We start from the raw sequence: 22,253 nt of genomic DNA, 5'->3' as shown, positions 1-22,253 counted from the left end.
AACGTGGAGGAGCTCAAGGCCCGGTTGATCAGCGCTTGGCAGCGTGTACGATACATCCAGCTTCCACAGCACTTGATGGACTCAAACTTATGCCGAGATCAATAAGCTGTGCAATTTGTCCAGCACCCGCAAGATGGCGTCGTGGGGCCAGGGCCAGCGCACCGCCTCCGGGCCCTCAAATATCCTCGCTCCCGGTATCCATCCGGACCACCCGGGGCTGGAACTCGGCCACGATGTCCACCAGGTCGCTCTGACGGGCAATGACCTCCTCGATGCGCTTGTACGCCTGAGGGGCCTCGTCGATTCCGCCGCCGATCAGGGTGATGCCGCGCTGCTGAAGGTAGCCCTGCACGTCCTTTTTCGCCAGGCTTTTGGCGGCGGCCTTGCGGCCCAGCTGGCGGCCGGCGCCGTGGCTGGCACTGTTTAGCGCGCCTTCCTCGCCGCGCCCGCGCACCACGAAGCCGGGGTCAGCCATGCTGCCCGGAATCAGGCCCAGGCGGCCGCGCTCGGCGGGGGTAGCCCCCTTGCGGTGGACGATCAACTCGCGGCCCTTATGAATCTGCTTCCAGGCCAGGTTGTGGCTGTTGCTGACCTGCGCGGTGGGACGCACGTTCAGGGCGTGGGCCAGCCGGCGGTGAATCAGGTCATGGTTGGCCAGCGCGTAGCGTCCGGCCAAATTCATGGCCTGCCAGTACGCCTCGCCCTCATGCGTGTCCATGGGCAGCCAGGCCAGCTTCTGGGCGGCGCGGTCAAGGTTGGGGTGCAGTTTCTGGGCCAGCGCCGTGAAGTGCCCGGCCACCTGGGCGCCAAAGCCACGGCTGCCGCTGTGGGACAGCACCGCCAGGTACTCGCCGGGTTCCATGTCCAGGTCCGCCTCGCGCAGTTTCAGGGTGCCGAACTCCACGAAGTGGTTGCCACTGCCCGAGGTGCCGATCTGTTCGGCGGCCTTGGGATACAGGTGGCGCAGCAGCGGCTGGTCCTTCCAGGTGCTCTCGTGCAGCACCTCGTGGTCCTGGCGGTCGCGCTTCTCAAACCCCACGCCGGCACCGAAGCGGGTGTGCTTCATCAGCAGGCTGCGCGCCTCGTCGGTGCTCAGGGCTCCGGGCGCGATGGGCAGCACACTCAGCATCATGCTGCAGCCGATGTCCACGCCTACGCCGTAGGGAATGACCGCGTTCTCAGTGGCCAGCACCCCGCCGATAGGCAGGCCGTAGCCCACGTGGGCGTCGGGCATCAGGGCGCCGGCGCGGCTGACCGGCAGGCGCATGGCGACGTCCATCTGGTCGTGCGCAGAAGGCTCGATCAGGTCCTGGCCCCAGACGCGGTAAGGCAGAGGTATGGAGCGCAGCGCGGCACTCTGGCGCGACACCGTGGCCTGCTGCTGTTCATGAAGCTCTGCCGCCAACTCGGCGTAGACACCGCCGCTGAGGTAGCCGGTGGGGTTGTTCTGCACGGCCTGGAGCTCTTCGAGGATGTCGTTACGCCCGGCACCCGCGTCCTCACGGAGGTTGGCGGCGTCCAGCGCCAGTTTGATCGCCCGTTTCTCAAAGCCGAGCTTCTGAATGTGTTTGCCGTTCATGGGTTCATCCTGCTGGGGTGGAGTGGGCCTGCGGCTCAGGGCAAATGAAGGGGCCCTGAGGCTTGGCGGCCCCGGATCTGAGTCTGGTGTCCTGGCCTTGGAAGCTGCATCCGCCAGGTGGCCGGGTGCACCCCAGGCATGCTGGCCTGACAGGCCCCTGAAGCCCAGCGCCTAGCTTCAGGGTATGAACACGTCGTGGCAGACACTAAAAATGGTCAGGACTCTGGGGCTGCTGGCGCTGCTCGGTGCCGGGAGCGCCGGGGCGGTGGCCATCGAGGGCCAGATCCGCAACGTGACCCAGGTCAAAGAGCAGCTCGGTGAGCAGGACGTGCGCGTGCTGCTCGCCAATTTCACCGAGGGCCGCATCGTGGGTCTCAGCACGCTGCGCGGCGGGCTGTTCAGCATCGATATTCCCACCTCGTTCCGTCCCGCGACGGCCCCCATGAACCTGTGTCCCGGGGTCACGGCCCGCCCGTCCGAGCCGCGCACCTACATTGCAGAGAGCCTGCTGGTCTATCAGGCCGGGAAAAACAGCGCCGCGCTGCTGATCCAGGCCGACCACCCCACCGATCCGACGCGGCGTACCCAGTGGGTCTACAGCGACCGCGCCGCGACCATCAAGGGCCGCTGCACCGGCCTGAACTCGCACTACGACCTCAAGCTGCGCCGTGGCTGGACCGCCGTGATGACGACCAGCGAATCGGGCGCCTTCCGGGTGACCAACGCCACGCCGGGCCTGCCCTACTGGGTGCAGGGAAGCTTTACGCCCAATGCGCGTACGGTGTACGGCAGCCTGTTTGGCCGGGAAAGCCTGTCACGCTGAGGAATTGGCTGCACGCAGGGTCAGGGCATCACGCGCTTCCCCTACCTCATTCCAGGGCAGGGTCTCGGTCAGGCGCTCCAGGGTGTCCTCGGGTCCCTTGCCGGCCAGCAGCACCGTGTCGCCGCTGCCCGCCGCCTGAATGACATGCCGGATCGCCTCACGCCGGTCGCCGATGCTTCTGAAGTTGGTGCGGCCCGCCTCCCGGGCGCCACGCTCCATCTCGCCCAGAATGTCCGCCAGCGGCGTGTCACGGCAATCTTCCTCGGTAAACACCGCGTGATCGGCCAGGCGCGTAGCCACCTCGCCGAGGGGCGCGCGTTTGCCCGGGTCGCGGGGACCACCGGCCGAGCCGATCAGCACCCACAGCTGCCCGGTGGTGGTGGCCCTCAGGGTGCTCAGTGCTTTTTCCAGGCTGGGCGGCGTGTGTGCAAAATCCACGATGACCCGCACCTCCTGTCCCTCGGCAGGCACGAGTTCCATGCGTCCGGGCACACCCCGGAAGCTGGCCAGACCTGCGCTCAGCTGCGCGGCGCCCACCCCCAGATGGGCGGCGGCAGCCATGGCCGCCAGCGCGTTGGCCACGTTGAAGCGCCCGATCATCGGCAGGGCGGCGTCGAAAGCACCCAGCGGCGAGGTGACCCGGAAATGCAGGCCGGTCAGCCGTTCCTGGATGTCCGTGGCCTGCCAGTCGGCCCCGGCGCCCTCCAGGCTGTAGGTTGTTTCGGCCGGCGCCACGCCGCGCAGCTGTGCGGTCCAGGGGTCGTCGGCGTTCAGGACCGCGAAGGGCGCGCGCTCGACCAGCCGGCGCTTGTCGGCGAAGTAGTTTTCCACCGTGCCGTGAAAGTCCAGATGCTCGCTGGTCAGGTGCGTCCACACCGCCACGTCCCAGTCCACCGCGCGCACCCGGTCCAGGGCCAGGGCATGGCTGCTGGCCTCCAGCACCACCGCGCCCGCGCCGGCGGCAACCATGTCCCGCAGCGTCTGCTGCACCTGCGGGGCCTCGGGCGTGGTGAAGTGGGCCGGGAAGTGCCTCAATTCGCCGTCGGGCAGCTCAAAGCCCACGGTAGACAGCAGTCCTGTCTTCAGTCCGGCCTCGCGCAGCAGGTGACGGGTCAGCCAGCTGGTGGTGGTCTTGCCGTCGGTGCCGGTGATGCCTATGACCTTCAGCACCCGGCTGGGGTGTCCGGCCAGCGCCGCTGCCGCGTCGGCCAGTGCAGCACGGGCGGAGGGCACCTGCAGGTAGGGCAGCGGCGAGACCATTCCATCAGGCAGGCCCTCGCCCAGCACGGCGATGGCGCCCGCTTCCCTGACCTGCCCCAGAAAGCTGTGACCGTCGAACTTCGCGCCACGGATCGCCACAAAGGCAAAGCCGGGCTGCACCCAGGCCGCGTTGTGGGTCACGCCGCCGACCGGTAGGTCCGGCAGCCTGGTGGTGGAAACGTTCAGAGCGGCGGCCAGATTGTGCAGACGCATGCCCGGCAGAGTACCAGCCCTTATAACGGTCACTACGACAGTGGACAGTATTCGGGTCAGCGCAGCAGCGGCAGGCCGATACCATGCGCCTGGATTCGGGTGCAGACCCACTGAAAAGCACCCGGGTCCGCCACGAAATCCAGCTCGTCGCCGTTGACCCGCACCACCGGGCAGGCGTCGAAGGTGCTGACCCAGGCGTCGTACAGGCGGTTCAGCCCGCCCAGATAGGCGTCAGGAATGTCCTGTTCGTAGGCGCGTCCACGCTGCGCGATGCGTTTTTTCAGGGTGGGCAGCGTGGCATCGATGTGGATCAGCAGGTCGGGCACCCGCAGGGCCGGCAGCACGCCCTCGTACAGCCCGCGGTAGGTGTCCCAGTCGCGTCCTTCCATCTGCCCGGACTCGAACAGGTTGCGCGCAAAGATGTTGGCGTCTTCAAACACCGTGCGGTCCTGGATCACGTAACGGGCGCCCGTCACCGTGTTCAGGTGCTGTTCGAGCCGCCGGGACAGAAAGTACACCTGCGAGTGAAACGAGTACCGCCGCATATCTCGGTAGAAATCTTCCAGGTAGGGATTGTCCGCGTAGGGCTCGTACACCGGCCGCAGCCCGTAGCGCTCGCTGAGCATGCGCGTCAGGGTGCTTTTACCGCTGCCGATGTTGCCGGAAATGGCGAGGTACATATCAGATCACCATGGATGCGCCGGCAGGCCCCGGGCGGGCGCGAGAAGCAGACAGCCGAGAAGCAGACGGCACAGTGCCGGACAGGTCAGTCGGCGGCCGTTTTGGGCTGCAGGGCGTCGTGAATGCGCTCCAGAATGACCTGCTCGTCCTCGGTGCGGCCCACGAAGTCGTACTCGCCAGCTTCAATGGTCAGCAGCGGGTGCCGGTAGGTGCGGAAGTAATCGTCGTAGCGGCTGGTCAACTCGGCCAGGTAGCCCGCCTGCATGTCGCGCTCGAACGGGCGCCCACGCCGGGCGATGCGGCGCAGCAGTTCGTCGGTGTCGGCCCGCAGATACACCACCAGATCCGGGGTGGGCAGGCGCGGCGAGAGGTGTGCGTACAGATCCTCATACAAATGGAACTCGGCGTCCTTGAGGTTCATGGCCGCAAAGATGAAATCCTTGTCGAACAGGTAGTCGCTGACCACGTTGCCGCTGAACAGCCCCGGCTGTGAGAGGGCCGAGAGCTGCTTGAAGCGTGAGAGCAGGAAGAAGACCTGCACCTGGAACGAGTAGGCGTCTGGCTGCTCATAGAAGTGCGCTAGAAAGGGGTTTTCCTCGACGATCTCCAGGTTGAGTTCGGCACCGTAGCGCGCGGCGAGCCGCCCCGCCAGGCTTGTTTTTCCTACCCCGATTGGGCCTTCCACCACAACGTACATGACAGCTCAGAGCATAGCGCCGCCCGCACATGAAGACCTGATCAAGGGCCCCTTTGGGGGGAGGCCGGTTACTGCAGCGTGCGTTTGAGCAGCGTGACCTTCACGTCCACGGCCTTCTTGTTGCGCCACACCCGCAGGGTGACCGTCTGTCCTGGGCGCCGGGCAGCCACCAGCCGCACCACGTCGAAGGAACTCTGCACCCGCTGCCCGTTGACCGCCACGATGATGTCGCCCAGCGGCGAGAGCAGCTGCCCGCGACTGTTGCGCAGCGAGCCGCGCAGGCCCGCACGCGCACCCGCGGTGCCGGCCGGAACCTCGTCCACCAGGGCCCCTTCGCTGCTGCTCAGGCCGGCCAGGCTGCGCAGGGCCGGGTCCAGGGTGTCGAGGTCCACCATGGTGACGCCCAGCGTGCCACGCTGCGGGACCCCGATCTTCTCCAGGTCGTCCAGGCTCTGCTTGACTAGATCGCCGGGCAGCGCGATGCCGATCACGCCCGGCACCACGGCGTTGGGCGCGGCGTTCGCATCCGCTACCCCCACGACCGCGCCGCGCGAGTCCAGGATCGGTCCGCCGCTGTTGCCCTGCTGGATGCTGGCGGTGGTGATCAGGTACTGCCCGACCTCCTGCGCCAGATTGTCACCGCGCGGCACGTCACGCGCGCTGGCCAGCACGCTGAACACGCCGGTACTCACGAAGTTCTGAATTTTCAGCGGGGTGCCGATGGTGATGAGCTTCTGGCCCGGGATCAGGCGGGCGCTCTGGCCAAAGGCCAGGGTTTTGGGAGCGGTGACGCCGTTGACGCGCAGCACCGCGATATCGATATCGCGGTCCACGCCCTCAATCCGCGCGGGGACCCGTCGACCGTTGTACAGCACCACGCTGATCGATTCCTGGTACTGAATGACGTGATAGTTGGTCACGATCAGGTCCTTCTTATAAAAAAACCCGCTGCCGGTCTCGTTGGGGTCGTCTCCGGGTTGCAGGGCGTTCTTGCGCAGGCGCACGTCCACACGTACGACTGCCTGCAGGGCCTTCTGGGTAACTTCGACCGTATTGATCTCGTCGTTGGTGACGAGGGCCTTCTGCGCCGTGACACGGCCAGTGACATACGCGCCCGTGGCCGCTGCTGTCAGGAGCGCCGCCAATCCCAGGGCGCGTGCTGCTTTCACTCGCCGCCTTTGCTGCCCTCGTCCTTGGGGCGGGAGTCGTTGACATAAAAACCGCTGCCTTTGAAAGCAATACCGGGGCGGGCAAGGATCCGTTTGATGGCCACGTCGGTCTCGGGATGGCGGGTGAAGGGGTCGTCACGCATACTTTGGGTCAGCTCGTAAATCTCGCCGGTTTCGATGTTCTTATACAGGTAGGTGGGCATGTGCAGTCTCCGTGCAGCCCCCGAAAGGGGCAGTGGGCCAATCCTAACGCAGCCCCCATGGGAAAGGCATGCGACCCGTCTTGCCAGGGCGTTCAGATTCGCTGGCCAGGGCACTCGTCTAGACAGTACAGTCAGGGTATGGCTCAACATTCCAAGGAGTCCGGTTTCCGTACCCGGGCCGTTCACGCTGGTCACGGCCTTGACCCTGTCACCGGCGCGCACGCTGTGCCGATCTATGCCACCTCTACCTTCGGGTACGGGAGTGCCGAGCGTGGCGCCCGCCTGTTTGCCGGCGAGGAAAGCGGATACTTCTACTCACGTCTGAGCAACCCCACCGTGCGGGCCTTCGAGGAGAAGGTCGCCAGCCTGGAAGAAGCCGGAGACGCGGTGGCCTTCGGAAGTGGGATGGGTGCGGCGAGTGCCATTGCCCTGACCTTCCTGAAAGCCGGGGATGAGGTCGCCTTCATGGGTCCGCTGTACGGCGGGACCGAGGGCCTGCTGCGCGACATCCTGGGCCGCTTTAACGTCACGGTACACGACGTGCGTGACCTGGACGAGTTGCGGAGCATCATGAACGAGCGCACCCGGCTGGTGTGGCTCGAAACCCCCACCAACCCGACCCTGCGCGTGGTAGACCTGCGGGCCGCCTGCGACATCGCCCACGCCACCGGAGCACTGGTGGTCGTGGACAATACTTTTTCCACGCCCTACCTGACCCGGCCGCTGGAGCATGGCGTGGACCTGGTGATGCACTCGGCGACGAAGTACATCAGCGGGCACGGCGATGTGGTGGCCGGGGTTATTGCTGCCAGCAGCGAACTGGTGGCCGAGCTGCGTCTGCATGGCCTGCGTCACGTGGGCTCGGTGCTGGGGCCCTTCGAGGCCTACCTGCTGCTGCGCGGCCTGAAAACCCTGCCGCTGCGCATGGAGGCCCACTGTGCCGGAGCGCAGGCGCTGGCCACCGCGCTGCTGGGGCACCCCGGCGTGCAGGCGGTGCACTACCCGGGGCTGCCCACGCACCCTGGACATGAGCTGGCCGGACGGCAGATGAAGGCCTACGGCGGGCTGGTCAGCCTGGATCTGGGTTCGCAGGACGCCGCCTTCCGATTCCTGAACGCCCTGACACTGTTTACCCAGGCCGTCAGCCTGGGTGACGTGGAAAGCCTCTCGTGCCATCCGGCCAGCACCACCCACCAGCTGTTGGGTGAGGAGACGCTGGCCCGCCAGGGCGTCACGCCTGGACTGGTCCGGCTGTCGGTGGGCATCGAGGACCCCCAGGACCTGATCGACGATGTCATGCAGGCTTTGCAGGCTGCTCAGGAGCGCTCACCCGTCTCCCGTTGAGGCACATACTCACCTGAGGCCCCGGGCAGATGCTATGCTGCCCGGCGAACCTTTGGTGTCGGGTTCACACGAAACAGGGCAGCGCAAGGCCTGTCGGCTGCATTTGCTGGCACAGACAGGATACGAGGTGGAGGTCAGCGATTTTTCTGCGGATGCCTCCAGGCCCCTGACTCACGGGCCTACCCGACTTACCCCGGTAAGTGAAGCGCGGCGATAACCCTTACGGCAACGTAAACATAAGGCCGGGCAGTGAAGAAAATCAGATCAGACACCGGACCCCACGGCTTATGTTGTCGGGATCAGAAGCAGTGGCATACGGTCATGGAGCGCTGGAGCGCCCGGCCGTGAGCCCTGCCTCGCAGGAGCAACTATGTGCGGAATTGTCGGATACATCGGTCCCAAGCAGGCGCAGGACGTGCTGATCTCGGGTCTCTCCAAGCTGGAGTACCGCGGCTATGACAGCGCGGGTGTGGCCATCGGCGACGGCGCATGCATCACGGTGCGCAAGAAGGCCGGCAAACTGGCCAACCTCAGCACCGAACTGGAAGCCACGCCGCTGGCCGGCACGCTGGGCATCGGTCACACCCGCTGGGCCACCCACGGCCTGCCAAATGACACCAATTCGCACCCGCATGCCACCGAGGACGGCCGGATTGTCATCGTGCACAACGGCATCATCGAGAACTACCTGAGCCTCAAAGAAGGCCTGATCGCCCGCGGCCATGGCTTTAAAAGCGAGACCGACAGCGAGGTGCTGGCCCACCTGATCGAGGAAGCCTACAAAGGTGACCTGGAAAGCGCGGTGCGCACGGCCCTCTCGCAGGTGCGCGGAGCCTACGGCATCGTGGTCACGCATGTGGACCACCGCGAGATTGTCGCAGCCCGCACGGTCAGCCCACTGGTGATGGGCGTGGGCGAGGGCGAGATGTTCCTGGCCAGCGACGTGCCAGCCCTGCTGGCCTACACCCGCAACATGGTCTTCCTGCACGACGGCGACATGGTCGTGCTGAATGACGACGGCTTCCGCGTCACCGACCTGCAGGGCAACGCGCTCAACCGCGAGATCGAGCGTGTGGAATGGGACGCCGAGGCCGCCGAGAAGGGCGGGTACGACACCTACATGCTCAAGGAGATCTACGAGCAGCCCCAGGCACTGACCAACACCCTGATCGGCCGTCTGCACGACGAGACCGGCGAGGTGAACCTCGACATCAACCTGGACCCCGGCAGCTTCAAGCGGATTTCCATTATCGCCTGCGGCACCGCCTACTACGCCGGGTTGGTCGGCGAGTACTTGATCGAACAACTGGCGCGCATTCCGGTCGAGGTGGACGTGGCCAGCGAGTACCGCTACCGCGATCCCCTGGTCAGCGAGAACACCCTGGCGATTGTGGTCAGCCAGAGCGGTGAGACGATTGATACCCTCGAAGCCCTGCGTGAAGCCAAGAAGGGCGGCGCCAGGACGCTGGGTGTGATCAATGCCAAGGGCAGCTCCATGACCCGCGAGCTGGACGACACCCTGTACATCCACGCCGGCCCGGAAATCGGCGTGGCCAGCACCAAGGCCTACACGTCGATGGTCAGCGCCTTCCTGATGCTGGCACTGTGGCTGGGCCGCGCCCGCGGCACTCTGAGCGAAAAGGAAGGTGCAGAGCTGCTGCACGCGGCCCGTGAGCTGCCCCGCTTGGTGGAAGAAGCCCTGCAGCCCGAGCGCGTCGAGCGGATCCGACAGGTGGCCGAGAAGTACCATCAGGCCCGCGACTACCTGTTCCTGGGCCGTGGGGTGAACTCGCCGACCGCCTATGAGGGCGCCCTGAAGCTCAAGGAGATCAGCTACATCCACGCCGAGGCCTACGCCGCCGGCGAGATGAAGCACGGCCCCATCGCCCTGATCGATGCGAACCTGCCGGTCGTGGTGGTGGCCACCGAAAGCCGCCTGCTGGAAAAGACCATCAGCAACGTGCAGGAGGTGCGCGCCCGCGCTGGCAAGGTTATTGCCATCCTCAGCGACGGCGACACTGAGAACGCCCAGCACGCCGACGACGTGATCTACGTGCCGCGTGCCCACGAGATGGTCAGCCCCGTGGTGAACGCCATTGCCATGCAGCTGCTGGCCTACTTCACCGCCTCGGCCCTCGGTAAGGATGTGGACAAGCCGCGCAACCTGGCCAAGAGTGTGACCGTCGAGTAAGCACTGCGCCAGCTGGCAGGCCGTCGTTCTGGCGGCGTGCTGACTGATCCGCAAACCTCACTGTCCCGTCTTTTCCCGGCTGCCCTTCCTGACATATAAGGAAGGGCAGCCCTATTGATCTCTGGGCCTGCCTCCAGGGCTCACCTGCTTTCTTGAAAAGGCCCGGCGAACAGAGAAACCTGTCCTGTTGCCGGATGCTTACAAAGCTGTGGTACTTCGGCCCTGGTCACCGCCAAGGCCGGACGATATCCAGCCAGGCCATGGCCAGGAGGAAAAACTGCTGCCTTCCGGTGGCCCCGGCACCTCAATATGGGGTGCTGTCAGCCATGAGTCAGATTCTTGTATCGGTGCATTTCCCATACTTTTTCAAGCTGGGTTTCAGAGGGGAGCGTGGGCAGCCGGTGACAGGGTGGAAAAGGCATGAACAGGGAAAACCGGGGTGCCCTTTCCCAGACTGGGTGGGTCGCGTGCTGGCGGCTCTGGCGGTCTTTGTTCTGGTCTTCGGACTGCTGTGGTCTCCGGCTTCGGCACAACTTCCGCGTGCCGGGTCCGGCCCTCCAGCCCTAGAGGCCCAATTTCAGCTCCTTGAGGCCCGTGACCGCCAGTTTCCACGCACCGTCCGCGACATCCCGGCATGGCAGGACCGCCAGACACCCGTCCAGAAGGTCCGGTTTACAGGAGGGCGCTACTGGCTGGTTGCCGAGGTCCGCAACCCGAGTGCCGACACAGCCTGGGTGTTCAACCCACATGGCAGCCTGATCGAGCAGGTGAATGTGCGGGTTTATCGCCCGGGGCAGGCGGTGCAGACCTTCCGGACCGGCTACCGCGCCGAGCACCCCTATATGCTGCATTACGGCGTGGATCTGACCCTGCGCCCGGGTGAGCGGACCTGGGTGGTTGCGCAGATCCGCAGCCCCTATTTTGCCTCTCAGCCGGATTTCAGCTTTGTACCCCAGGACCGTTACCGTCAGCAGGTTAATCTGGACAACCTGCTGACCCTGGGTGCCTTCGGGGCGCTGCTGGCGCTGACCTTCTACAACCTGTTTATTTTTGCGGGCACCCGCAACCGCAGCTTTTTCTACTACGCGGCGTATACGCTGACCTACTGCGTGGCCTGGGCCTTTACCTTTCATGTTCCGGCGGACGTGTTTGGTTTCTACGATCTGCGCTGGCATTACGTGGGCTTCTTCCTGCTGCCGGTGCTCAATACCCTGTTTTACCTGCATTTCCTGAAGCTCGACCAGCGGCTGCCCCTGCTGGGCCGCCTGAGCCGGGTGAACCTGTGGCTGCCGCTGGCGCTGCTGCCTTCCTGTTTTCTGCTGCTGCCCTTTGCCCACATCCTGGCGACCGGCGTGATCTCGCTGTGGCTGGTGCTGGCCCTGGTGTGCGGGGTGGCGAGCTGGCGCCAGGGCTTTTACCCGGCCCGCTTTTTCGTGTTCGGGCTGCTGGCGCTGATGGTTCCTGCCACCCTGATCCTGCCGGCCAACGTTGGTCTGATTCCTGACCCGGTGCGCAACTCCGAACTGCTGACCCTGCTGGGGGGTACCCTGGACGGCATCCTGCTCGCTTTTGCGCTGGCGGATCAGATCCGGCTGCTGGTGAGAGACAACGTCTCCCATATTGTTCAGCTGCGGCGTGCGCTGCATCTGGCCGGAACCGACACGCTGACCGGGCTGCACAACCGCCATGCCTTCGAGCAGGCAGTGAGTACGCTGGATGAACGTCCATTTCTTCTGGTGCTGATGGACCTCGACGGCCTGAAAACCGTCAACGACAGCCTGGGGCATGCCCAGGGTGACGAACTGCTGCGCTCCTTTGCGCGGCTGCTGCGGGACATGGAAAACGAGCACATCACCGCCTACCGGCTGGGCGGTGACGAGTTTGCGCTGATCGCGCCACCCGAAGAGGAAGCGGCTCTGGTCTCCCGGCTGCGTGTGGCGGAAAAGGAGTTGCGCTCGGGCGGCTTTCCGACCTCGGGGCTCAGTGTGGGCGTGGCGCAGGCCGGGGGCGACCGCGCTGCCGGTCAGGTGTTCGAGGAGGCCGACCAGCGCATGTACCGGCACAAACACGCCAAGAAGGCCGACAAAGGTTCTTCAGACCTGCGGTAGTCCAGGGAAGGCGGCCGTGCCCATGCCAGGAACACCTCTACCTGTCAGGCAGTGCGTAGACTGCAGGCATCAACATGCAGACCTCTATTTCCCGCCAGCCGGTCCTTGCCCGTCAGGGTATGGTCGCCACCAGTCAACCACTCGCCGCGCAGGCAGGCCTGTTCATCCTGCGTGAGGGCGGCAATGCGGTTGACGCCGCCATTGCCACCGCCGCCGCCCTCACCGTGGTGGAGCCCACCAGCAACGGGATCGGCAGCGATCTCTTTGCGCTGGTGTGGGACAGTGGCGAGCTGCATGGGCTGAATGCCTCGGGGCGCTCGCCGGCGCTGCTGAACATGGACGCCCTGCCCGGTGGACAGATGCCCACCCATGGCTGGCTGCCGGTTACGGTTCCCGGAACGCCCCGGGGCTGGGCCGATCTGCACGCCCGCTTTGGCCGGCTGCCCTTCGAGCAGGTGCTGGCTCCAGCGATTCGCTACGCGCGCGAAGGTTACCCTCTGTCGCCCGTTCTGGCCGACGGCTGGCGACGCAGCATTCAGGTGTACCGTCGCCGCCAGGGACCGGAGTTCGAGGCCTGGCTGGAGACCTTCGCGCCGCAGGGTTTTGGGGCCGGAGTGGGGGAGATGTGGGCCTCCGAGGGGCACGCGCGGACCCTGGAGCGGATCGCGCAGAGCGGGGCAGCGGACTTCTACGACGGAGAACTCGCTGCACAGATCGATGCCCACGCCCGCGCGACGGGTGGACTGCTGCGTGCCGAGGACCTGGCCGCACATCAGAGCGAATGGGTCAAGCCCATCGGGGCCGCCTACCAGGGCCACACAGCCTGGGAGATTCCGCCAAACGGCCAGGGCATTGCCGCCCTGCTGGCCCTGGGCATCCTGGACGGCCTGGACCTGCCGTCCCGGCGCGATGACGAGTACGGCCTACACCTGCAGATCGAGGCGATGAAGCTGGGCTTTACCGACGCCAAGCGGTATGTGGCTGACCCCCAGCACGAGCAGGTGCCGGTGGACGCCCTGCTCTCGCCGGCCTACGCGGCCGCACGCCGCGCCCTGATCGGTGAGCAGGCCCTGGAGCCGGAACCCGGAGACCCGCAGTCGCACGGCACGGTGTATCTGGCCACCGCCGACGGAGACGGGCAGATGGTCAGCCTGATCCAGAGCAACTACATGGGCTTTGGCAGCGGTGTGGTCGTGCCCGGCACCGGTATCGCGCTGCAGAACCGCGGACATAACTTCAACCTGGAGCCCGACCACCCCAACCGCCTGGCGCCGGGCAAACGGCCCTACCACACCATCATCCCCGGGTTCCTGACCCGCCCCGACGGCACCCCGGCTGGCCCATTTGGTGTGATGGGCGGGTTCATGCAGCCCCAGGGCCACGTGCAGGTGGTGCTGAACACCCTGCGCTACGGTATGAACCCCCAGCAGGCGCTGGATGCCCCACGCTGGCAATGGACCGGGGGCAAGGTTGTGGAGGTCGAGCACGATCTGGGAGGCCAGCTCTCGCGGGCGCTGCAGGCACGGGGACATCAGGTGAAGGTGGAGTTGCAGGCCGGGGCCTTCGGGCGCGGACAGATCATCTGGCGTGACGGCAAAACCGGTGTGCTGACCGGCGGCAGCGAGTCCCGGGCGGACGGTCAGGTGGCGGCGTTTTGATCCTGCTGCTGGCCACGGTGGCCATTGGCCTGCTGGCCGGCGTGCTGGGGGCCATCCTGGGACTGGGCGGCGGCGTGGTCGTCGTGCCGGCGCTGGAGTTTGTGTTGCCGCAGCTGGGTCATCCCATCACCATCTCGCAGGCGGTGGCCATCAGCCAGTTCAGTGTGCTGGCGGTGGGCCTGTCGGGCGCGGCCGCCTACCTGCAGCAGGGCCTGGTGCGTGCCCGAACCGGGTACCTGCTGAGCCCCTACACCATCGTCGGCGGCACCATCGGCAGCGTGCTGGGGCTGGTGCTGCCGGCCCGGGCGGTGGCCACGGTGTTCGCCGTCCTGCTGCTGTATTCCGCCTATAACCTGGTGCGCGGCCTCAAACGGGTGGAAGTCGAGCGCGAGCCCAGCCCGCTGGTGCCGCCCGCCATGACCTTTGCCGGAGTCATGAGCGGCCTGCTGGGCATCGGTGGAGGCACGGTGCAGGTGCCGGTCATGAACCTGCTGGGCGGCCTGCCGATCCGGCAGGCGATTGCCACCAGCACCTTCATCATGGGGCTGACCGCTGTGGCCAACGCCCTGATCTACCAGGCCGGTGGATTGCTCGACGCCCGGCTGGCTTGCGGGGTGGCACTGGGCGTGCTGGTGGGAGCACGGGCCGGTGCGGGCCTGCAAAAGCGCATCCCGGACCGGGAACTCAAGCTGTTCTTCTCGGTGCTGCTGGTGTTCACGGCCGCGCAGCTGCTGTACAAATACTGGGGGCAGGGATGAACGCAGAACACCATGAAACCCGTGTGCTGCCGGCATGGCTGTATCCGGCGGCCTTCTGGCTGGCGTTGCCGGTGCTGCTGCTGAGCCTGCTGCTTCCAGGCGGCGCCGAGATCGGGGTGTGGTTCATGATGGCCGTTCCGGCCGTGGCTGCCCTGGTTGTGGTCGTCACCAACTGGAGCCGGGACCGGAGTGTCAGCCTGGGCGCGCTGATTGCCCTGATCGGACTGGGTCTGGTCGTGGCTGTCCGCGCCCTGATTGCCTGACCCTCACAGAGCGCCACTTTGCGGGCGCGCCCAGAGCAACCCAGGGGAGGAGCGGCCGGTATCAGGCAGGCTGTTCCTCCCTTCTGGTTACAGGCTCGGCCAGGCGTGGTAGGCCGCCAGCACGACCACGACCCCCAACGGCAGCGGCACGTCGCCCAGGTCCATACGGAAGTCCACCCCACGCGTGTAGCTGCCGATGCGCCCGCGCACTTCGCCCGCGTAGTGACGCAGGCTGACGTCATGACCAGCGGTGAAGGTCCCGTAGCGCCCGCTGGCTCCCTGCGTATCGAAGCTCAGTTCGGCGTCCACACCGTCCACAAAGCCGCCCAGATGCACCTGAAGATGCGTGGCACTCAGGCTGACCCGCAGGTCGAAGCCCTGGGTGAAGCTGCCGACCCGGCCCTCCAGCACCCCGTCTCCGAACCATACCGCCAGGTCATGCCCGGCCGTGAAACTGCCCAGTCGCCCGGTGAGCCGTTCGCCGTCCCAGGTGGCGCTCAGGTCGTGCCCGGCCGTGAAGGTCCCCAGCCGTCCGTGTAAGCTCTGCTCCTGCCCGATGCTCATGACCCGCAGCATAGGACGGCCGACCTGTCTGACACCTGACGGCCAGGATGGCTCAAGACCGGACCGCGACTTGCCGGACAAAGGCCGTCATGGCATCAAGCACGGTTTCGCGTGCCTCACGGTGCGGCGTGTGGCCGCACTCGGGCAGCAGGTGACCCTCGGCCGGACCGGCAGCCTGCGACACGATGGCCTGGACCTGCGCCGGGGTGCCGTATTCGTCATCCTTACCCTGCAAGGCCAGCAGGGGCACCCGGACACCCGGCAGGAATTTCTCCAGATTCCAGTCACGGAAGGCCGGGGAGAGCCAGGTGTCGTTCCAGCCGCCGAACGCCACATCCACCTGGGCATGGTGCCGCGCCAGCCGGGCGCGCAGATCACCCGACTGGTAGGCCTCGCGGGCAGCCTGCACGCCGCGCAGGGTGACGTCCTCCACGAAAACGTGGGCTGCCTCGGTGATCACCCCAAGCAGACCCGGCTGGGCGACGCTGCCCGCATAGATCAGGGCGATACTGCCCCCGTCCGAGTGACCGACCAGCACACACTCCCGCACCCCGCACCGGGCCAGCACTTGTGGCAGGACGTCCTGCGCTTCGTGATGAAGGTAGGTGACTGGGCGTGGCAGCGGGGCAGGACTGCTGTTTCCGTACCCGGCCCGGCTGTAGACCAGGGCACCGCAGCCGGTGGCCGTAGAGAGGGCCTGAGGGAAATCGCGCCACAGTCTCAGGCTGCCCAGGCCCTCATGCAGGAACACCAGCGTCGGCGCCTGCGAGGGTGGTGGACCGTGCCAGATGTATTCCAGCTGCTGTCCGCCGACCTGGAGGTATTCAGGACCAGAAGTCACAGACGCAGCCTAGCGTCCCCTGCTCAGGTCCGCTGAAACAGTGCTTCCCCGGCCACTCCGCGCGTTTCCTGCAACCGGCCGTCCGAGGTCAGGAACTCTGCCAGGGCGCCGGTCTGGTCGAGCAGCAGCAGGGCCTGCCGGGCATTCATACGGCTGACCCGCCCGGCAAGCTCCAGAACGCTGCTGGGCGTATCGGCCGCGTCCAGAACAGCCTGTAGTTTCTCGGCGTAGCGTTCCCGGAGTGCCTGAAGGCGGCCGCGCCACTGCGGCATGGGTTCGTCATGGCCACCCAGAGCCAGCTGAACATCTGCCAGGGCCTCGATCCGGTCCAGCGACTTCAGATAGGCCCGCAGGCCACCACCTGGGTGCACCCAGGCCGGCAGCAGCGGCGGAGAGTTGCGCGGCAGCAGGTGGTCGGCGCTGAGCAGCACGTCATCAAGCCGCAGGCAGATCTGGCTGCCCTCATGCCCGGGGGTATACACCACCTGAAAGATGCCGTCCAGTACGTCGCCGTCTTCAAGGGAAGTATGAACAGGCACCCCCGACGGCAGCATCAGGTTGCGGGTGCGGTTGCCCAGCCGGACACCGTAAGGGCTGTCTGCCGGCACGCCCAGCCAGGTGCGGTAGGCCTCCAGGCGCGGACGCATGGTGTCGCGGTAACTTTCCGGGTCCTGGAGAATCGGCACGCCACGTACGTGAGCGGCGACCGGCGCGTCCGTCAGGGTCCGCACGAAGGGCAGACCGCCCGCATGGTCAGGGTGCGCGTGGGTCACCACGATGCGGTCCAGGGTCCGCCACGAGCAGGCCTCACCCCAGGTGTCCCGGATGGCGGCCAGACCGGTCAGGCCTTCGGTGCTGAGGCTCAGACCGCTGCCGGTGTCCACCAGGGCCACATAGTCGGGCCGCGCCGGATCGCCCCGCACCACCACAAAGACGTTCACGCTGAGGCCCTCGAACGCCCGGACCGTCAGCGTGTAGATGCGCGTTCCCCCAGACGTGAGGGTCCGGGTCAACCGGGGTGCGGGGGTGGAGAGAGGCGCCGTCACAGGGGCATTCTAGGCGCGTCCGGCCTGTCTCCGGGACACACTACGTGGCCAGTGACAGAGGGTGAGAGCAAAAGAGGCGGCCCCATTCATAAGGGGCCGCCTCCTGTGTGGCCGTGCTGCTCAGAGCTCCAGCAGCATGCGTGCGGGGTCTTCCAGCAGGTTCTTGATCATCACCAGGAACTGCACCGCTTCCTTGCCGTCAATGATGCGGTGGTCGTAGCTCAGGGCGATGTACATCATGGGCGCGATCACGACCTGTCCGTTCTGGGCAATCGGGCGCTCGATGATGTTGTGCATGCCCAGAATCGCACTCTGCGGCGCGTTAATGATGGGGGTGCTCATCATGCTGCCGAAGGTTCCGCCGTTGGTGATGCTGAAGGTGCCGCCGCTCATGTCTTCCATGGTCAGCTTGCCGCCCTTGGCCTTCACAGCGAATCCGGCGATTTCCTTCTCAATGCCGGCCAGGCTCATCTGGTCGGTATCGCGCAGGACCGGCACCACCAGGCCACGGTCAGAAGCCACGGCAATGCCGATGTCGTAGTAGCCGTGGTAGATGATGTCCTTGCCCTCGACGCTGGCGTTGACCACCGGGAAGGCCTTGAGGGCCTCGGTGGCGGCGCGCACGAACAGGCTCATGAAGCCCAGTTTGGTGCCGTGTTTGGCGACGAACTGGTCCTGGTACTTCTTGCGAAGGTCCATCGACGGCTTCATGTTGACTTCGTTGAAGGTGGTCAGGATCGCGGCCGTGTTCTGCACGTCCTTGAGGCGTTCACTGATGCGCTGACGGATGCGCGTCATGGGCACGCGCTGTTCGGGGCGCGGGCCGCCTGGGACTGCCACTGTGGGTGCGCTCTGGGCTTGCGCGGGCGCCTGCTGGGTCGGCGCAGCGGACGCCTGCATGCTCGCGGGCTGCGCGGCGCTCTGGGGACCCTGGTACGTCAGGCCACCCTGGGCCGCCACGACGGCGTCTTCCTTGGTGATGTTGCCCCTGGGACCGGTTGCGGGGATCTGCGCGGGGTTCAGGCCGCTCTCCGCGACAATCTTACGCACGGCGGGCGACAGGTCATCGCGGCGGGTGGCCTCGTTGCCCAGGTCCGTGGTATCGGGGTTGGTGGCGGTGCCACCGGCGCTGGCCTCACCCACGACCGCGCCGCTGGCCGGATCAGCCGTCTGGGCGCTGGCAGCCGGGACAGGCGCGCTCCCGGCGTCACCCACTGTTCCCAGCACTTCCTCGCTGAGGACCGTGTCGCCCTCGTTCTTGGCGATGCTGACCAGCACGCCGTCTTGCAGCGCGGTCACTTCCAGCACCACCTTGTCGGTCTCAATCTCGGCGAGAACCTCGCCGCGCTTGATCGCGTCGCCGGGTTTCTTGTGCCATGTCAGCAGCGTACCCTCGCTTACCGACTCGGAAAAAACTGGAACCTTGATGTCCGCCATAACGCCTTCTGTTATACCCCGCGCCGGGCGCAACTCACGCAGGGACGGCCAGGGGTTTTGCCGTCTGGGTCAGCCGTATACCGCGCAACAGCAGAAGCCGGCCGGAATGCAGTTCCGGCCGACTCACTGACGCAGTGTCCTTAGCTCTGGACGCCTGCGTTCGGGGCGCTCGTGTTTTGCTCCTGAATCTCCATCGCCGTGATCTTCTCGCCGAGCGCGGCACTGATCACTGCGGCCTGCTCCTTGAGGTGCACGCTGGTATAACCGGCGGCGGTGCTGGCGCTGCGCGGGCGGGTGGCCCAGCCCAGCTTCTGGCCTTCCTGCAGGGATTTTTCCAGGTCTTCCCAGATCATCAGCCAGGCCCCCTGGTTCTCCGGCTCCTCCTGGGCCCAGATCACCTGGGCGCCGGGATGTTTGGCCAGCTCAGCACGCAGCTGCTGCCCCGGGAAGGGGTAGAGCTGTTCCAGGCGGATCAGGGCAGTCCCGGCGTAACCTTCGGCGTCGGCGTCGCGGGCCTCGACCAGATCCCAGTGCAGTTTGCCGCTGCTGATCACCACGCGCCGGGCGCGGACCACCTCGGCGTCGCCGATGACCTCGTGGAAGCGGCCCTCGGCCAGCTCCGTCAGCGGGCTCATGGCGCGCTTGTTGCGCAGCAGGTTCTTGGGGGTCATCACGATCAGCGGCTTGCGGTAGGGGCGCAGCACCTGACGGCGCAGCAGGTGGAAGATCTGGGCGGTGCTGCTGGGCACCACGACCTGCATGTTCTTCTGGGCACACAGCTGCAGGTAGCGCTCCAGACGGGCGCTGGAGTGCTCGGGCCCCGCACCCTCGTAGCCGTGCGGCAGCAGCAGGGTCAGGCCGCTCAGGCGCTGCCACTTACTCTCGCCGGCGGCCAGGAACTGGTCAATCACCGCCTGAGCGCCGTTGGCAAAGTCGCCGAACTGCGCTTCCCAGGCCACCAGGGCCTTGGGTTCGGAGGTGCTGTAGCCGTATTCGAAGGCCATCACGGCTTCCTCGGACAGGGTGGAGTCGATGACCTCCACGCGGCCCTGGCCTTCGCGCAGGTGCGCCAGGGCCATGTACTCCTCGTTCATGGGGTCCTGGGCGTTCTGGTCATGCAGTACGGCGTGGCGGTGCACGAAGGTCCCACGTCCGGAGTCCTGGCCAACCAGCCGCACGCCGAAGCCCTCGTCGAGCAGGGTGGCGTAGGCCAGCATCTCGCCCATGCCCCAGTCCAGCGGCTGCTCGCCGCGCGCCATTGCCTCGCGCGGCTTGAGCACCGTGCGCTCGATGGTGCGGTGAACCTTGAAGCCTTCGGGCACCTGGGTCAGTTTCAGGCCCAGTTCCTGCAACTTCTCCCTGGGCACGGCGGTACTGACCTCGTCGTCCCACTTGACGTTGTCGTACATGTCCCAGTCGACCTTCAGGGCACTCTGTTCGAGGTTTTCCATCTCCTCGACCACGGTTTCGCCGCGGTCGAGCTGGTCGCGGAAGCGCAGCACGAGCTCCTCGCCCTCGCCGGGTTTCAGCAGGCCCTCGCGCTCCAGCTGCGCGGCATACAGCGCGCGCGTGCCGGGGTGCTTGTCGATCTCGCGGTACATGATCGGCTGGGTCATGCGCGGCTCGTCGCCCTCGTTGTGGCCGTTGCGGCGGAAGCAGATCAGGTCGATGAAGATGTCCTTGCCAAATTCCTGCCGGTAGGCCAGCGCCAGATCCCCGCAGAACGCCACGGCCTCGGGATCGTCCCCGTTGACGTGAAGCACCGGCGCGTTGCCGATCTTGGCGACGTCGGTGCAGTAGCGGCTGCTGCGCGTGTCGCGCGGGTCGCTGATGGTAAAGCCGACCTGGTTGTTGATCACGATGCGGATTGCTCCGCCGGTCGCGAAGCCGCGCAGACGCGAGAGGTTCAGGGTCTCCATGACCACGCCCTGTCCGCTGACGGCCGCGTCCCCGTGAATGGTGATGGGCAGCACCTGCCGGCGCTCGGTGTCGTAACGGCGATCCTGGCGGGCACGTACGCTGCCGTGCACCACCGGCGAGACGATTTCCAGGTGACTGGGGTTGAAGGCCAGCGCCATGTGCATCGGCCCGCCGGGCGTACGCACGTCGCTGGAGTAGCCCATGTGGTACTTCACGTCGCCGGCCACGTCCGGATCGTCACTGAGTTTTTTCTTGCCCTCGAACTCGTCAAACAGCGCGCCTGAGGGCTTGCCGAAGATGTTGACCAGCGTGTTCAGGCGCCCGCGGTGCGCCATGCCCACGACCGTCTCCTTGACGCCCAGGCGGCCCGCTTCCTGAATGATGCGGTCCATCAGGGGAATAAACGCCTCGCCGCCTTCCAGACCAAAGCGCTTGACGCCGGGGTAGCGGTTTTTGAGATACAGCTCCAGGCCCTCGGCGGCGTTGAGCTTGACCAGGATACGCCGGCGCTCCTCGGGAGAGTAATTGGGGCGGCCCCGGTTGGCCTCGACACGTTCCTGAAACCAGGCACGCTCGGTAGCCGGCAGGTAGTTGTATTCGAAGCCGATAGCCCCGCAGTAGGTGTCCTGGAGCTGCGCGATCACATCTCGCAGCGGGGCGTTGAACACGCCGTCATGAACCGTCTCGTTGAGGTCGGCCTGGGACAGGCCGTAATACTCGGGGGTCAGCTCCGGCACCACCGGCAGACCGCGCATTTTCAGAGGGTTGGTATGGGCGCTGATGTGCCCGTACACCCGATAGGCCGTAATTAGAGCGCCCGCCGCCTGCGCTGCGCCGCTGACTCCCTGAGGCGCCGGCGCCACCGCCGCACCCCGGCGCTGGGTGCCCAGATTGTAGAAGGCCTGCTGCACGGCCGAATGCGCCGTTTCACGGGCACCACCGCGCAACTCGTCGAAGTAGGTGCGCCACTGGGCGTCCACACTTTGCGGGTCCTGCAGGTACGCCTCGTACAGCCCTTCGATGAAGGCCGCGTTCCCGCCGGACATGATGGTCTGAGACTGCGTCATAACGCCCCCCAGCATACTGCCGCCTGTTACAGCCCACGTGACCGTCCACCCTATAAATGGTGTTCCTGGGGACGTAACCCTCAGGTTCTGCGTGCTCAGTCCGGCGGCTCAGGACAGCAAGAGCTGCCCGATTTACAACAGCGCGCGGACCAGCTCGTCCTTGGTCATGCGTCCGCGCCCTTTGATGTCCTTCTCGCGGGCGCGGTTGTACAGCTCGTCGCGGGTCAGCTCGGACAGGGCCGCGTTCGGGTTGCCGGTGCCCTGGGTACGTTTGTTGGGTGTGCGGCCCTCCTCGCGGCGCTGCTTGTTCACCGTGCGCGCGGCAATCTCCTCGGCGCGCTCCTCGCTTTCACCGCGTTCCAGTTCACTCTGCTTGACGTGCTGGTACTGCCGCTCATCTTTTTCGGTCCAGGCTTCTGGCATGATGCACC

General features: G+C 66.1%; 19 protein-coding genes. 7 read left to right on the top strand and 12 right to left on the bottom strand.

The window, feature by feature from the left end:
- Positions 1-175 precede the first annotated feature (175 nt).
- Positions 176-1,579, bottom strand: a complete 1,404-nt coding sequence (locus tag IEY49_RS17300) for an RtcB family protein (protein WP_189011033.1) — start codon at positions 1,577-1,579, stop codon at positions 176-178.
- Positions 1,580-1,763: 184 nt separating this feature from the next.
- Between IEY49_RS17300 and IEY49_RS17295 the strand changes: the two genes are divergently transcribed.
- Positions 1,764-2,402 carry a hypothetical protein gene (locus IEY49_RS17295; protein ID WP_229780887.1) on the top strand — a complete coding sequence of 213 codons (639 nt, stop codon included), beginning with the start codon at positions 1,764-1,766 and terminating at the stop codon, positions 2,400-2,402.
- Here the strand turns inward: IEY49_RS17295 and IEY49_RS17290 are convergent.
- From IEY49_RS17290 to IEY49_RS17270, 5 genes are all read right to left on the bottom strand, one after another.
- Positions 2,394-3,875 carry a UDP-N-acetylmuramoyl-L-alanyl-D-glutamate--2,6-diaminopimelate ligase gene (locus tag IEY49_RS17290; RefSeq protein ID WP_189011031.1) on the bottom strand — a complete coding sequence of 494 codons (1,482 nt, stop codon included), beginning with the start codon at positions 3,873-3,875 and terminating at the stop codon, positions 2,394-2,396. The genes IEY49_RS17295 and IEY49_RS17290 overlap by 9 nt on opposite strands.
- Positions 3,876-3,931: 56 nt before the next feature.
- Positions 3,932-4,555 carry a deoxynucleoside kinase gene (locus IEY49_RS17285; RefSeq protein ID WP_189011029.1) on the bottom strand — a complete coding sequence of 208 codons (624 nt, stop codon included), beginning with the start codon at positions 4,553-4,555 and terminating at the stop codon, positions 3,932-3,934.
- Between the two features lie 86 nt (positions 4,556-4,641).
- A complete protein-coding gene (locus IEY49_RS17280; RefSeq protein WP_189011027.1) occupies positions 4,642-5,253 on the bottom strand; it encodes a deoxynucleoside kinase in 612 nt (203 codons plus the stop codon).
- 68 nt (positions 5,254-5,321) lie between these two features.
- On the bottom strand, positions 5,322-6,422 hold the full coding sequence (locus IEY49_RS17275; protein WP_189011025.1) for a S1C family serine protease: 1,101 nt from the start codon (positions 6,420-6,422) through the stop codon (positions 5,322-5,324).
- Positions 6,419-6,625 carry an FmdB family zinc ribbon protein gene (locus tag IEY49_RS17270; protein ID WP_189011024.1) on the bottom strand — a complete coding sequence of 69 codons (207 nt, stop codon included), beginning with the start codon at positions 6,623-6,625 and terminating at the stop codon, positions 6,419-6,421. The genes IEY49_RS17275 and IEY49_RS17270 overlap by 4 nt, the downstream gene beginning before the upstream one ends.
- Positions 6,626-6,763: 138 nt before the next feature.
- On the opposite strand from IEY49_RS17270, the gene IEY49_RS17265 reads away from it, so the two are divergent.
- From IEY49_RS17265 to IEY49_RS17240, 6 genes are all read left to right on the top strand, one after another.
- Positions 6,764-7,969 (top strand): trans-sulfuration enzyme family protein, encoded by a 1,206-nt coding sequence (locus IEY49_RS17265; RefSeq protein WP_189011022.1) that lies wholly within the window; start codon positions 6,764-6,766, stop codon positions 7,967-7,969.
- Positions 7,970-8,339: 370 nt separating this feature from the next.
- Positions 8,340-10,160, top strand: coding sequence for a glutamine--fructose-6-phosphate transaminase (isomerizing) (glmS, locus tag IEY49_RS17260; protein ID WP_189011020.1), 1,821 nt, complete (start codon positions 8,340-8,342; stop codon positions 10,158-10,160).
- Between the two features lie 467 nt (positions 10,161-10,627).
- Positions 10,628-12,268: a GGDEF domain-containing protein gene (locus IEY49_RS17255; RefSeq protein WP_189011018.1), complete on the top strand. Its 1,641-nt coding sequence runs from the start codon at positions 10,628-10,630 to the stop codon at positions 12,266-12,268.
- 74 nt (positions 12,269-12,342) lie between these two features.
- Positions 12,343-13,926, top strand: coding sequence for a gamma-glutamyltransferase family protein (locus IEY49_RS17250; protein WP_229780886.1), 1,584 nt, complete (start codon positions 12,343-12,345; stop codon positions 13,924-13,926).
- Between the two features lie 2 nt (positions 13,927-13,928).
- Positions 13,929-14,684, top strand: a complete 756-nt coding sequence (locus tag IEY49_RS17245) for a sulfite exporter TauE/SafE family protein (protein WP_189011050.1) — start codon at positions 13,929-13,931, stop codon at positions 14,682-14,684.
- Entirely contained in the window at positions 14,681-14,947 is a 267-nt protein-coding gene (locus IEY49_RS17240; protein ID WP_189011017.1) for a hypothetical protein, read from the top strand. Before IEY49_RS17245 ends, IEY49_RS17240 begins: the two co-directional genes overlap by 4 nt.
- An 87-nt stretch (positions 14,948-15,034) precedes the next feature.
- On the opposite strand, the gene IEY49_RS17235 is transcribed toward IEY49_RS17240, so the two are convergent.
- From IEY49_RS17235 to IEY49_RS17210, 6 genes are all read right to left on the bottom strand, one after another.
- On the bottom strand, positions 15,035-15,511 hold the full coding sequence (locus IEY49_RS17235; RefSeq protein ID WP_229780885.1) for a hypothetical protein: 477 nt from the start codon (positions 15,509-15,511) through the stop codon (positions 15,035-15,037).
- A gap of 52 nt (positions 15,512-15,563) precedes the next feature.
- A complete protein-coding gene (locus tag IEY49_RS17230) occupies positions 15,564-16,352 on the bottom strand; it encodes an alpha/beta fold hydrolase (RefSeq protein ID WP_189011013.1) in 789 nt (262 codons plus the stop codon).
- Between the two features lie 23 nt (positions 16,353-16,375).
- A complete protein-coding gene (locus tag IEY49_RS17225) occupies positions 16,376-17,398 on the bottom strand; it encodes an MBL fold metallo-hydrolase (protein WP_189011011.1) in 1,023 nt (340 codons plus the stop codon).
- Positions 17,399-17,518: 120 nt separating this feature from the next.
- Positions 17,519-18,835: a 2-oxoglutarate dehydrogenase complex dihydrolipoyllysine-residue succinyltransferase gene (gene odhB, locus IEY49_RS17220; protein ID WP_189011009.1), complete on the bottom strand. Its 1,317-nt coding sequence runs from the start codon at positions 18,833-18,835 to the stop codon at positions 17,519-17,521.
- A 140-nt stretch (positions 18,836-18,975) separates the two neighbouring features.
- Positions 18,976-21,822, bottom strand: coding sequence for a 2-oxoglutarate dehydrogenase E1 component (locus IEY49_RS17215; protein WP_189011007.1), 2,847 nt, complete (start codon positions 21,820-21,822; stop codon positions 18,976-18,978).
- A gap of 132 nt (positions 21,823-21,954) precedes the next feature.
- Positions 21,955-22,245 (bottom strand): addiction module toxin RelE, encoded by a 291-nt coding sequence (locus IEY49_RS17210; RefSeq protein WP_189011005.1) that lies wholly within the window; start codon positions 22,243-22,245, stop codon positions 21,955-21,957.
- Positions 22,246-22,253 lie beyond the last annotated feature (8 nt).

Origin of the sequence: Deinococcus malanensis, from assembly GCF_014647655.1 — a bacterium.
Lineage (GTDB): Bacteria > Deinococcota > Deinococci > Deinococcales > Deinococcaceae > Deinococcus > Deinococcus malanensis.
The sequence above is the reverse complement of the archived record's forward strand: the minus strand, read 5'-3'. Positions and strand labels throughout refer to the sequence as shown.